General features: G+C 47.3%; 15 protein-coding genes. All 15 read left to right on the top strand.

The annotated features are described in order from the left end of the window. Nucleotides 1-51: 51 nt before the first annotated feature. Complete coding sequence (locus AC5LIL_RS08835) at nt 52-933, top strand: tyrosine-type recombinase/integrase (protein WP_214783782.1); 882 nt, start codon at nt 52-54, stop codon at nt 931-933. Nucleotides 934-944: 11 nt separating this feature from the next. After that, on the top strand, nt 945-1,493 hold the full coding sequence (hslV, locus tag AC5LIL_RS08830) for an ATP-dependent protease subunit HslV (RefSeq protein WP_074034743.1): 549 nt from the start codon (nt 945-947) through the stop codon (nt 1,491-1,493). Then, entirely contained in the window at nt 1,490-2,860 is a 1,371-nt protein-coding gene (gene hslU / locus AC5LIL_RS08825) for an ATP-dependent protease ATPase subunit HslU (protein WP_214745463.1), read from the top strand. Before hslV ends, hslU begins: the two co-directional genes overlap by 4 nt. Nucleotides 2,861-2,896: 36 nt before the next feature. Beyond that, nucleotides 2,897-3,676, top strand: coding sequence for a GTP-sensing pleiotropic transcriptional regulator CodY (codY, locus tag AC5LIL_RS08820; RefSeq protein ID WP_214691812.1), 780 nt, complete (start codon nt 2,897-2,899; stop codon nt 3,674-3,676). Nucleotides 3,677-3,949: 273 nt separating this feature from the next. Further along, nucleotides 3,950-4,318 carry a flagellar basal body rod protein FlgB gene (gene flgB / locus AC5LIL_RS08815; RefSeq protein WP_074035320.1) on the top strand — a complete coding sequence of 123 codons (369 nt, stop codon included), beginning with the start codon at nt 3,950-3,952 and terminating at the stop codon, nt 4,316-4,318. A 3-nt stretch (nt 4,319-4,321) separates the two neighbouring features. Further along, entirely contained in the window at nt 4,322-4,750 is a 429-nt protein-coding gene (gene flgC / locus AC5LIL_RS08810; RefSeq protein WP_214783779.1) for a flagellar basal body rod protein FlgC, read from the top strand. A 13-nt stretch (nt 4,751-4,763) separates the two neighbouring features. Then, a complete protein-coding gene (gene fliE / locus AC5LIL_RS08805) occupies nt 4,764-5,045 on the top strand; it encodes a flagellar hook-basal body complex protein FliE (protein ID WP_214760359.1) in 282 nt (93 codons plus the stop codon). A 22-nt stretch (nt 5,046-5,067) separates the two neighbouring features. Beyond that, nucleotides 5,068-6,639, top strand: coding sequence for a flagellar basal-body MS-ring/collar protein FliF (gene fliF / locus AC5LIL_RS08800; protein ID WP_214783777.1), 1,572 nt, complete (start codon nt 5,068-5,070; stop codon nt 6,637-6,639). 5 nt (nt 6,640-6,644) lie between these two features. Continuing rightward, on the top strand, nt 6,645-7,652 hold the full coding sequence (gene fliG / locus AC5LIL_RS08795) for a flagellar motor switch protein FliG (protein WP_074034724.1): 1,008 nt from the start codon (nt 6,645-6,647) through the stop codon (nt 7,650-7,652). After that, nucleotides 7,636-8,361 carry a FliH/SctL family protein gene (locus AC5LIL_RS08790; protein ID WP_499823899.1) on the top strand — a complete coding sequence of 242 codons (726 nt, stop codon included), beginning with the start codon at nt 7,636-7,638 and terminating at the stop codon, nt 8,359-8,361. The genes fliG and AC5LIL_RS08790 overlap by 17 nt, the downstream gene beginning before the upstream one ends. Continuing rightward, a complete protein-coding gene (gene fliI, locus AC5LIL_RS08785; RefSeq protein ID WP_499823898.1) occupies nt 8,348-9,667 on the top strand; it encodes a flagellar protein export ATPase FliI in 1,320 nt (439 codons plus the stop codon). Before AC5LIL_RS08790 ends, fliI begins: the two co-directional genes overlap by 14 nt. After that, complete coding sequence (locus AC5LIL_RS08780; RefSeq protein ID WP_499823897.1) at nt 9,664-10,098, top strand: flagellar FliJ family protein; 435 nt, start codon at nt 9,664-9,666, stop codon at nt 10,096-10,098. Before fliI ends, AC5LIL_RS08780 begins: the two co-directional genes overlap by 4 nt. Nucleotide 10,099: 1 nt before the next feature. After that, on the top strand, nt 10,100-10,669 hold the full coding sequence (locus AC5LIL_RS08775) for a MotE family protein (protein ID WP_274663859.1): 570 nt from the start codon (nt 10,100-10,102) through the stop codon (nt 10,667-10,669). A gap of 22 nt (nt 10,670-10,691) precedes the next feature. Beyond that, entirely contained in the window at nt 10,692-11,756 is a 1,065-nt protein-coding gene (locus AC5LIL_RS08770) for a flagellar hook-length control protein FliK (protein ID WP_214783762.1), read from the top strand. Beyond that, entirely contained in the window at nt 11,728-12,156 is a 429-nt protein-coding gene (locus AC5LIL_RS08765) for a flagellar hook capping FlgD N-terminal domain-containing protein (RefSeq protein WP_214783760.1), read from the top strand. The genes AC5LIL_RS08770 and AC5LIL_RS08765 overlap by 29 nt, the downstream gene beginning before the upstream one ends. The last annotated feature ends 7 nt before the right edge of the window (nt 12,157-12,163 follow it).

The raw sequence follows: 12,163 nt of genomic DNA, 5'->3' as shown, positions 1-12,163 counted from the left end.
TTCGATTTGACGAGAACATGCGTTTTTACGTGTCATCGAGGAGGCGATAAAATGGGATTCTTAGAGGATCGACAATCATTTTTACGCTACTGCCAAATTGAACGTCGACTGTCTCCTCATACGAAACGCTCCTACGAGCAAACGCTCGACCAGTACGCCGCATATTGCCAATCGACGCATCAAGATCCCTACGATGCACAGACGGCGCGGCGTTATTTATATGTCCTTTATGAGAAGCAATTGGCCGCGTCTACAGTGTCCCAAAAAGTATCTTGCCTTAAACAGTTCGGTAAATATATGGCGAGAGAACATGGGGGAGAGCCCTTGTTCCACGACCTGACTTCACCGAAAAAGCGACAATCCTTGCCGACGTTCGCCGTACCGTCTGAAGTCGAACGGTTGTTAGAGGCGGCTTCCATGCAAGACGACCCTTTTTTACAGGCGAGAGACGTCGCCATCATTGAGGTGTTGTATGGAACGGGAATCCGTGTCGCAGAGCTTTGTGGGATGAACCTATCTTCCTTTGACGATGTCTTATCTTTCGTCCATGTGATGGGGAAAGGAAAGAAAGAACGGTACGTTCCAATCGGTCAATATGCCGTACAAGCATTGAAGCGCTATGTAGAAATACGGAAAGATGTCGGACTCCCGACGGAAAGCGCATTATTTTTGAGTCAAAAAGGGAATCGGATGACAACAGACCAAATTCGGTATGTCATGAAGCGCTTGAGAAAAGACAGTGGGGTACATAAGCCGTTGACCCCGCACTCGTTGCGACATAGCTTTGCAACGGACCTATTGGAGCGGGGAGCGGATTTGCGCGCTGTCCAAGAGTTGCTCGGTCACGAGTCCTTGTCGACGACCGGACGCTATACCCACGTATCGACTGAACGATTACGTTCGATTTATCAAGCGACACATCCAAGAAAGTAGGAGGTTACGATATGTTTCATGCAACAACGATTTTTGCAGTTCGACACAATGGCCAGTGCGCGATGAGTGGAGATGGCCAAGTCACATTCGGGAATGCCGTCATCATGAAAAACAAAGCGAAGAAAGTCAGACGCTTATACGGCGGGAAAGTCGTTGCCGGTTTTGCAGGCAGTGTAGCCGATGCTTTCACATTGTTTGAAAAGTTTGAATCGAAACTTGAAATGTATAACGGTAACTTACCGCGTGCCGCGGTCGAGCTTGCCAAAGAGTGGCGCGGCGATAAAATCTTGCGGCAACTCGAGGCGCTTTTGATTGTGATGGATGCTGACCATTTACTGCTCGTCTCTGGGAATGGAGAAGTGATTGAGCCGGATGACGGGATCCTTGCAATCGGTTCGGGTGGTAATTACGCACTCGCAGCAGGGCGTGCACTCGTCCGCCATTCCGCTGAGAAGTCAGCGGAAGAAATCGCACGAGCCGCTCTCGAGATTGCCGGTGAGCTTTGCGTGTATACGAATGATCAAGTTATTGTAGAAACGATCGGAGGCGATGCTGAATGAATCGAGAGTTGACACCAAGACAAATCGTATCGGAACTGGACAAGTTCGTAATCGGTCAGAAGGACGCCAAACGAGCTGTATCGATTGCATTGCGTAATCGTTATCGTCGTCAGAAATTAAGTGCAGACCTTCGTGATGAAGTCACACCGAAAAACATTTTGATGATCGGACCGACTGGGGTCGGGAAGACCGAAATCGCACGTCGTTTAGCGAAGTTGGTCGGGGCACCGTTCGTCAAAGTGGAAGCGACGAAATTTACGGAAGTCGGTTACGTCGGTCGTGATGTCGAGTCGATGGTACGAGATCTCGTCGAAGCATCCGTTCGTCTCGTGAAAGAAGAGAAGAAAGAAGACGTGAAGGAGCCGGCAGAGCGAGCAGCGACAGAACGATTGCTAGATGCCTTACAAGGGAAAGCGAAAGCTACACCAAGTGCATCAAACCCGTTCGAGGCGCTGTTCGGTGGGCAGACACAACAGCCTGAATCCACAACGGATACGTCAAAGAATGATCGGGCACAGCTTCGCCGTCTTCTCGAGCTCGGTGAACTAGAAGACCGAGTCATCGAAGTTGAGCTTGAAGAAAAGCAAACGATGGATTTGTTCCAAGGGCAAGGAATGGAAGGGTTATCGAACCTTCAAGATATGCTCGGACAAATCGTTCCGAAGAAACGGAAGCAACGGAAGTTGACCGTCCGTGAAGCGAGACCGCTTCTCATAGCGGAAGAAGCTGAAAATCTTCTGGATTTGAACGAAGTACATGATGAAGCGGTGCAACGTAGTGAACAGATGGGCATCATCTTCGTCGATGAAATCGATAAGATTGCAACGAAGTCGCAAGACCATGCTGGTGTCTCTCGTGAAGGCGTGCAGCGCGATATCCTTCCGATTGTCGAAGGGTCAACGGTCGTCACGAAGTACGGACCGGTCAAAACCGATCACGTTCTCTTCATCGCAGCTGGAGCGTTCCATATGGCCAAACCGTCTGATTTGATTCCGGAGTTGCAAGGACGCTTCCCGATTCGTGTCGAATTGAACAGCTTGACGGAAGAGGACTTCGTCAAAATCTTGACAGAGCCATCTCAGGCGTTAATCAAACAATATACCGCATTATTGGAATCGGAAGAAATCACGGTCCGATTCACGCATGAAGCGATTGAAGAAATCGCAAAAATTGCGACACATGTCAATCGCGAGACCGATGACATCGGCGCGCGTCGCCTTTATACTATTATGGAGCGCGTGTTAGAAGATCTTTCATTTGAAGCGGCAGATATGCCGCAAACAAGCGTGGAGATCACTCCCGCTTATGTACAAGCTAAAGTTGGGTCGATCGCGGATGATCGAGACCTCAGCCAATATATTTTATAAGATTCTGTATGCACATACAGGGAGGAAATAGACATTATGAATTTACTAGACAAAACTCGCCAATTAAACACGATGCTTCAACAAGAAGCGAGTGCGCACGTTGATTTTAAAGAAATGGCGGATAAAATGCGTGAAGTGCTTGAATCCAATACGTTTATCGTGAGCCGTCGTGGTCGCCTACTTGGCTTTGCGATCAAACAACAGATTGAGAATGACCGCATGAAGGCATTTCTCGTTGACCGACAGTTCCCAGAACCATATGCATCAAACTTGTTCAATGTGAAAGAAACGACAGCGAACATCGATATTGACAGCGAGTATACAGCGTTCCCTGTAGAGAACCACGATTTGTTCCTCAACTCAAAGACGACGATTGTCCCAATCATCGGTGGTGGAGAGCGTCTTGGGACGCTCGTGTTAGGTCGATTGGCTAACGAGTTCACAGAAGATGACCTCGTCCTCGCAGAATATAGTGCGACGGTCGTTGGCATGGAGATCCTTCGTGAGAAGGCGGCAGAAGCAGAAACGTCAGCCCGTAAAAAAGCTGTCGTTCAAATGGCAATCAATTCATTGTCGTATTCAGAGCTTGAAGCGATTGAACACATTTTCGAAGAGCTCGGCGGAAACGAAGGGTTGTTAGTTGCTTCCAAAATTGCCGACCGTGTGGGAATCACACGTTCTGTTATCGTGAACGCACTTCGGAAACTAGAAAGTGCAGGTGTCATTGAATCACGTTCGTTAGGAATGAAGGGAACGTATATCAAGATATTAAATGATAACTTCTTGTTTGAATTGCAAAAACTGAAATCAAACTGAAACACAACTTTAGATGTGTATTTTCCATTGAAAACACTATAAAAAGGGACTTTGTTCCTAAAAAACCGCTTTCTTCATTGAAGAAGCGGTTTTTTTTAGTGCAAAAGTAATCATTTTCAGAATTTGTCGTTAATTCGACAAAAAGATACGAAGCCATTTACCTATGTTTTAAAAAATATCTTTCAGAACTGTTACAGATTTGTTTCAATGAAATAGTAGAATTTCCAAATCAGGTATATATCAGTAATGAGTATATGAAAGCGAGTGAACGCCGTGAATTGGATTGGTAGTGACTATCAATTACTCAAGCAAGCCGTCAATCATGCAGTCCTCAATCAAAAAGTGATTAGTCATAATCTTTCGAATATCGATACGCCAAACTTCAAAGCAAAGCAAGCCGTATTTGAACAGACGCTCCAAAGTGAAATGCGACTGAAGCTCCAAGGTGGGCGCCCGAGTGATTCGACGCAGTCTACTGTCATCGATCGTGCAGGTGGAGCGATGCGAAGTGATGGCAACAACGTCGACTTAGATTATGAGATGAGTGAACTGGCACGTAATCAACTCCAGTATGAGGCGATGATGGAGCAATTAAATCGTAGGCTAGGTGGATTGAAGTCTGTTATTCGAGGAGGTCGCTAATCGATGGGAATGTTTGATAGTTTTCATATTTCAGCTACTGCCTTAACGTCTCAACGTTTACGAATGGATACCGTATCGGCGAACATCGCCAACGCCCAGACGACTCGAGGGAAACTTGTCGATGGGGAGTGGCAACCGTATACGAGAAAGATGACGGTGTTACAGGAAGCACCTTTCCGTAAACAGTTAAACACCGTCAATGGTGGGGTCCAGGTAGCTCAAATCATTGAAGACGATGCGCCGTATAAGCTTGCCTACAATCCGAGTCATCCTGATGCAGACGAGCGGGGGTATGTTCAAATGCCGAACGTTGATCTACTCAAAGAAATGGTCGACCTTATGGGTGCGACCCGCTCTTACGAAGCAAACATTGCCGCGATGAACGCATCAAAAGCAATGCTCGTCAAAGCGATGGAGATTGGAAAAGGATAAGGAGTGACGAAAGATGCAAATTAATCCGATTCAATTGATGAGCCCAGAGATCACGCCATCAATGAACAAAACAAACCCATCTCAATTTGGGTCATATTTGAATGAAGCGATGAATGCGTTGAACGAGACACAACAAGCAACGAGTCAAGCCCGTCAAGATTTAGCTGTCGGGAAAGCTGACCTTCATCAAGTTATGATCCAAAGTGAAGAGTCGTCGATTGCGATGCAACTTGCCATCGAGGTGAGGAACAAGGCTGTTGAAGCCTATCAAGAAATGATGCGAATGCAAGTTTAATTGTAGAGGATGACAAGTTGCGATGAATGAACAATTAAAAGAACGATTCAAATCAATGACCGATGGGCTGAAATCGATGCCAAAGAAGCGAAAACTCGTTTGGGGTATTTCCATCGCGGTCATTTTAATCGCGGCACTCTTACTCACTTTCTTCCTTGCACGACCAAATATGGCACCTTTGTACACGAACTTATCCGCACAAGAAGCGGGGGAAGTGACAGAGAAACTGACAGCGGACGGTGTGAAGTCGGAAATTAAAGCGACTTCGAACGGGGTCAGTGTATATGTGCCAAATGAAATGGTCGACCAATTGAAAGTGAGCCTTGCCGCGGCCGGGATTCCAAAATCCGGGTCGATTGACTATAGTTTCTTCAGTGAAAATGCTGGTTTCGGAACAACAGACCGAGAAATGGCGGTCATTGAACGAAGTGCGATGCAGACGGAACTCGAGCGGCTCATTACTCAAATCGAAGGAATCAACCAAGCGAAAGTCATCATCTCGCTTCCTGAGAAGTCAGTCTTTTTAGCGGAAGACCAAGGTGAGCCGACAGCCTCGATCGTGTTAAATATCGGAGCAGGAACGAATCTAGAACCAAACACGGTCAAAGGTCTTTACCATTTGATCAGTAAAAGTGTCCCGAACTTAAAACCTGAGAACATCTCAATCATGGACCAATACTTTACGTATTATGACCTTGATCAAACCGTTGTGGCGGGTGGCTCTTCCACTGATCCGTTGGCACTGAAACGTCAAGTTGAAAAAGACGTCCGTCAACAAATTCAGCAGATGTTATCTGTTCTTCTTGGTGAACGAAGCGTTCTTGTCTCTGTCACAGCAGATATTGATACGACTCAGACGGCCGAAGAACAAAACCTTGTTACGCCAGTCAATGAAGAAAACATGGAAGGTATCGTGACGTCGGCTGAACGAATTGCAGAGGCGTATACGGGCGGTACGGGAACGGCGACAGAAGCGACTGGGACCGGTGAGAATGACACGATCAACTTCCCTGCTGCTACAGGTGACAGCACAGAAGAAAGTGAAAAAAATCATGAAATCATCAACTATGAAGTGAATCGCATTACGAAACAGATTCAAAATGCACCGTACACCATCCGCGACCTTGGGGTGCAATTGATTGTAGAACCACCAGACGGTGCGACGAGTATTGACCCACAGCTTGAAGGTGACCTGGAGACGATGATGTATTCCATCATACGAACATCACTAGCGAAAACGGACGAAGCCATCACAGATGCGGAGCTTGAACAAAAAGTAGTCGTTGTTTCGAGACCGTTTGCTGAGGCAGAAGAGGTGGCAACGACAGAGCAGCCTACACCATGGTGGATGTACGCGGCAGCAGCTGGAGCAGTCGTTTTACTTGCCCTGATCTTCTTCGCAATGCGTAGACGCAAACAAGAAGTAGGGGAAGAGACGAACGAGTGGGAAGTTCCATATGAAGATGAAGTGCCTGACCTAGACCTCGAGGAACGAGGCGAAGGGGCTGTGAAGAAGAAACAGTTAGAAAAATTAGCTGAAAGTAATCCAGAAGAGTTTGCTAAACTGCTTCGTACTTGGATGTCTGAGGAGTGAGTAACGTGAACTATGCCAAACAATCGAATCGAGAAAAAGCAGCAATGCTCATGATCTCATTAGGTCCAGAAGTGGCAGCGAATGTTTATAAACATCTTTCGGAAGAAGAGATGGAACAGTTGACGCTTCAAATCTCAGCGCTCAAAAAGGTGTCTCCAGAAGAGAAAGAGAGTATTCTCGGTGAGTTCCACGAACTTGCGATGGCTCAGAGCTACATTACCCAGGGTGGGATTGGCTTTGCCAAAACAGTTCTTGAAAAAGCGGTCGGCGAAGAAAAAGCGATGGCATTGATTCATCGGTTGACGTCGACTTTACAAGTTCGGCCGTTCGAGTTTGCTCGAAAAGCCGACCCGAAACAGTTGCTGAACTTTATTCAAAACGAACATCCACAGACGATTGCTCTAATTTTAGCTCACTTGGAGCCGGTCAAATCAGGGCAAATCTTATCGGAACTTCCTCCTGAGATTCAATCGGAAGTTGCGAAACGGATTGCGACGATGGACCGACTTAATCCGGATGTCATTCATGAAGTCGAACAAATCCTTGAAAAGAACCTCTCGCAGACGGATATGCAAGATTATGCCCAGTCAGGTGGAATCGAGGCGGTCGTCGAAGTGTTGAATGGTGTCGATCGCACGACCGAGCGCACGATTCTCGATGCACTTGAGATTGAAGATCCTGAACTCGCAGAAGAAATCAAGAAGCGTATGTTTGTCTTCGAAGACATCGTCACACTCGATTCACGTGCGATTCAACGAATCATTCGCGAAGTGGCGAACGACGACCTGTTGCTAGCACTCAAAGTGTCGTCAGAAGAAGTGAAACAAATCATCTTCAAAAATATGTCTCAACGGATGGTCGAAACGTTTAAAGAAGATATGGAATTTATGGGACCTGTTCGATTGCGTGACGTCGAAGAAGCACAGAGCCGAATCGTCGGAATCATCCGTCGTCTAGAAGACGTCGGTGAGATCGTGATCAGTCGTGGTGGGGGAGATGACATCGTTGTCTAATGTGATCAAACGTCAACGTGCGACATCGCATATTCCACAGCGGATCGAATCAAAACGATTGGAAACATCCATTCCTGACCCGACTGATGGCATCGACCATCATCAAGTCATCGAGTCGCGTTATGAGAAATTAAGGCAGGATGAAGAAGCGTTCCGACAGTTTCAGCAGACAGAATTCGAGCAACTCGAACGATTCAAACAAGAAGCATATGAACAGGCTCGATTAGAAGGTTTTGAAGCGGGCCTATTCCAAGGAAGACAAGATGGATATGCCGAGTTTGAGGACGTTACGACACGTCTAAACTCGGTTTCCACTGAACTCGAACAACTGTTCCAAGAAAAATGGAAACAGGCAGAAGTTCAACTCATTGACCTTGCGATTGCGGTAAGTGCGCAAGTGACGACGGACCTTGTTCGAAAAGATGAGGCGTTGTTTGCGGCGATGATTCAAGAACAGATGGCGCAACTCATTGATGCGGAAGCGTTAACGATTTTCGTTCATCCCACTCGCCTTGCTTCGATTCAACGATTTGAATCGATGTGGCGTGATGAAGAGACACCACCTTTGAAATATCGTGGAGACGGCTCTTTAAATGAAACGTCCGTACGCATTGAGTCCCCACATCGAGGTAATGAATTGGATCTATCCTACAGTTTCGAACGAATCCAAGCCAAAATCGAGGAGGTTTTAGCGGATGGCGCTTATTGAGCAGGTCATTGATACGATCAAACAGTCTACGGATGGCGAGTTCACTCGCAAAATCGGTCGAGTTTGTCGGGTCGTAGGGTTGATGATCGAGTCAAATGGACCGAGTGCGTTTGTCGGAGAGCGATGTTTCATCATGCTCCCATCAAATGAGTCGGTCGAAGCGGAAGTGGTGGGCTTTAATGAAGAGCGCGTCCTTCTTATGCCATACGGTGAAACGACACAGATTGCACCAGGCTGTTTAGTAAAAGGAACCGGGAAGATGCTCCAAGTCCCCGTCGGTGAGGAACTGATTGGACAAGTGCTTGACGGACTAGGACGACCTCTGTCAGGTGAACGACTTGCAACAGGTAAGCGGTATGATGTTCAACGTAAACCTCCTAACCCGTTGAATCGTCCACGGATTTTAGATACGTTGTCGACGGGTGTTCGTATGATCGATGGTCTCCTGACTGTAGGAAAAGGGCAGCGTGTCGGATTGTTTGCCGGTTCTGGGGTCGGGAAGTCCACGTTACTCGGCATGATTGCCAAGCGCTCCTCTGCAGACATTAACGTCATCGCCTTAATTGGGGAACGTGGTCGGGAAGTGAAGGAATTCATTGAAAAAGAGCTCGGTCCAGAAGGAATGGCTCGGTCTGTCGTCATTGTGGCGACAAGCGACCAACCACCGCTCGTGCGATTGAAAGGGGCATACACGGCAACCGCAATCGCTGAATATTTTCGTGACCAAGGTAAAGAAGTGGTGCTCATGATGGACTCGGTGACACGCTTTGCAATGGCCCAACGAGAGATCGGACTTGCGACGGGGGAGCCACCGACATCAAAAGGATATACACCGTCTGTTTTTGCGATGCTCCCGCAATTATTAGAGCGAAGCGGGACGGCGGCGACCGGATCGATCACAGCATTTTATACGGTCCTCGTTGATGGTGACGATATGAACGAACCGATTGCCGACGCGGTGCGTGGGATATTAGATGGACACTTTGTCATGGACCGCGCGCTTGCGAACCGTGGACAGTTTCCTGCCATCCATGTCTTGAAGTCAATTAGTCGGGTCATGAACCAAATCGCCTCGCCATCACATCGTGAAGCGGCACAAACGTTTCGAAGTTGGCTGGCGACATATATCGATGCCGAGGACTTGATTAACATCGGCGCATATAAAAAAGGGTCGAATCCAGCGATTGACACCGCAATCGAGAAGTATCCATACTTATTGACATTTTTGAAACAATCGATTGAAGAAGACGCCGCATTCCAACAAACGATGACTCATTTGTTACATATCGCGCGAGGTGAATCATGAACAGACTTATTCTAGAACGAATCATGCCAATTGCTGAACATGAGAAAGAAGATGCGGCTTCAGAAGTTAGAGGCTTCAAGGCGAAACTCGAAACGGAAATGGAAGTGTTGTATGACCTTCTCCTCATGTATGAGTCATTGATTAAACATCAAGACGAACAGCAAGGGAATATTGATTTACTCATGTCTCAGTACCGAGAAAAAACGCGTGAGCAGGTGAAGCGTCAAATCGAAACGCAACAGCTCGTCGTTCAACAAGCGCGCAATCGTTATCACGCCTCGCAAGAAAGACTTCTTGGGAAAGTAGTGGAAGAAAAGAAATATGTGACGCTACATGAAAAGGTCAGTTTAGAAGAGATGACAGCGGCAAAACTCACAGAGCAACTAATGATGGACGAACTCGCTGTGATTCATCATGGGAAAGGGAAGTAGCATGGCAAAAGAGAACAATAAACGAGGCAAACAAATGATTGTTGCGTTGGTCCTCATTCCAGCAATCTTCATATTAGTAGGCGGAATGGTCGTCATGAATTATGCGATGGATCGTCCACTTCTATCTGTACCATTCCTACCAGTTAGCGAGGACGGAAAGACATCAGAAACGCCTGATTCGTCTGAGGCGAAAGTGAACGTGACGGGCATCGACAGTGACGCCACAAACCGGTTGAAAGCAGCAAACAGTGAGATTGAGAAACTTCGAAATGAAAATGTAGAACTGACAAATGAAGTGAAAGCAAGGCAAGAAGAGATCACCGACCTAATTCGAGAACGTGACCGACTCGTCTCCGAACTTGCAGCAGCCACAACGGAAGAGGAAAATACATCTGACATTTCGAGTGTGTATGAAGAGATGTCTGCCAAACAGGCGGCAGCCATCATGGGAGAACTAGAGAGTCCGCAAGTGGCCGAACTGTTGAAAGAACTATCACCGAAGCAACAGGCTGATATTTTAGGGCGGATGAATGCGCAACAAGCTGCAGTTGTGACGCAGCTTCTCCAATGAACATGAGAAGGGAGGACCCACATTGAATATTGCGTTACTAACTCAAGCCATTCAAGGTTCAGCGACTCGTACCGGAGTAACGGAAGGCGAATCACAGGGGGCAGGCGGTTTTTTAAGCCTCTTATCCGCCATGCTTGCCCCAATGCAAGGCTCGGGGGAGCAGGCGGGGCTTCCTCAACTTGAAGAAGGCGCATTATCTGAAGAACTCGTCGACCTCGAAAAAGTGGCGCAGGAACTTGAGACATGGTTTCAAAAACCTGAAACTTTGAAATGGCTCAAATCACTTCCGCAAGATGCATATCGGACGTTTATGGATGCATATGTAGGCGTACTCGGGCACTTGTCCATGCCGTCTAGCAATGCTGAGGATGCGCCCCTTGCGCTTGCTCAGACAACTGGTTCAAGTAGTGGCATCATTCAACAGGCAGATCCGTCTGCGAAAAGTCGTGTGACACCTGCTGTCCCGAATCAAGAACTTGGGAAGCAGATCCAAACGATTCAACGGGTGATTGCACAATTTAATGGACCGACTGGCAACACGAAAGAGATTCCCGTCATGCCTTACGTTGAAACCATTAAATCAGCAAAAGCACTCCCTCAATCAAGTAACGTGGATTGGTTACCGAAAGGCTTGAACTGGTCACGACCACAAATTGATGTAGAGACGGTCATGTATGCCTCGAAGGGATCCTTGCCTGAAAACTTACAGGCAAGGATTGAGGCAGCACTTCAAAAAGCACCATTTCAAAGTGGAGCGGATGGATCGAAAGTGTTTACGGTACGACTTTATCCAGAACAGCTAGGAGAACTCGTCGTCAAGCTAGAACGGCAGAACGGGGAACTTGTCGTGAAGTTGTTCGCAAGCAATCAAGAGGCGAAGCAACTGATTCAGTCACAAGTCCAGCAGTTACAACAAACGTTGATGCCTCATTCCCAAAACGTTCGGGTCGAGGTCAACTTGACACAACAAGCACTCGATGCGAAATCGACGATGCCAGACGGTTCCGAGCAACCGGAACAGGAACAACCGCAGGAACAACCAAAAGGAGGATCTGAGGATGACGAGCATCCAGCCGAAGACGAATGATTTTACTTTGCCAGACCAGTCGCTTCCGAAAGCGACGAATCAATATGACAAGGACATGTTTATGAAGTTGCTGCTCGCTCAAATCGCGAACCAGGACCCGATGTCACCGATGGAAGACCGTGAGTTCATCGCTCAGATGGCGCAATTTTCTTCGCTAGAACAAATGCAAACGATTTCGAAACAACTCGATTCGGTATTGGTTGACCGTCATATGGCCTCGATTTCTGAATTCAGTAGCATGATTGGTAAAACGATTGACTACAGTTCGGAATCGAGTGAAGAAACGACAAAAGGCTCAGGCCGTGTCGTCTCGATTTCACGATCTGATTTAACTGGATACATGGCCGACCTTGAAGACGGCACATCGATCAGCGTGTACGATATCACTTCCATCAAATAAGCATAGG

The organism is Exiguobacterium sp. RM11 (genome assembly GCF_059821525.1).
This window is presented reverse-complemented; position numbering and strand designations above follow the sequence as displayed.

Bases quoted from the DNA above. Each gene is read 5' to 3' on its own strand.
- AC5LIL_RS08780 (WP_499823897.1), top strand. From the start codon at position 9,664: ATGAACAGACTTATTCTAGAACGAATCATGCCAATTGCTGAACATGAG.
- hslV (WP_074034743.1), top strand. From the start codon at position 945: ATGTTTCATGCAACAACGATTTTTGCAGTTCGACACAATGGCCAGTGC.
- hslU (WP_214745463.1), top strand. From the start codon at position 1,490: ATGAATCGAGAGTTGACACCAAGACAAATCGTATCGGAACTGGACAAG.
- fliE (WP_214760359.1), top strand. From the start codon at position 4,764: ATGCAAATTAATCCGATTCAATTGATGAGCCCAGAGATCACGCCATCA.
- AC5LIL_RS08835 (WP_214783782.1), top strand. From the start codon at position 52: ATGGGATTCTTAGAGGATCGACAATCATTTTTACGCTACTGCCAAATT.
- fliI (WP_499823898.1), top strand. From the start codon at position 8,348: ATGGCGCTTATTGAGCAGGTCATTGATACGATCAAACAGTCTACGGAT.
- flgC (WP_214783779.1), top strand. From the start codon at position 4,322: ATGGGAATGTTTGATAGTTTTCATATTTCAGCTACTGCCTTAACGTCT.
- AC5LIL_RS08790 (WP_499823899.1), top strand. From the start codon at position 7,636: ATGACATCGTTGTCTAATGTGATCAAACGTCAACGTGCGACATCGCAT.
- AC5LIL_RS08765 (WP_214783760.1), top strand. From the start codon at position 11,728: ATGACGAGCATCCAGCCGAAGACGAATGATTTTACTTTGCCAGACCAG.
- fliF (WP_214783777.1), top strand. From the start codon at position 5,068: ATGAATGAACAATTAAAAGAACGATTCAAATCAATGACCGATGGGCTG.
- codY (WP_214691812.1), top strand. From the start codon at position 2,897: ATGAATTTACTAGACAAAACTCGCCAATTAAACACGATGCTTCAACAA.
- AC5LIL_RS08775 (WP_274663859.1), top strand. From the start codon at position 10,100: ATGGCAAAAGAGAACAATAAACGAGGCAAACAAATGATTGTTGCGTTG.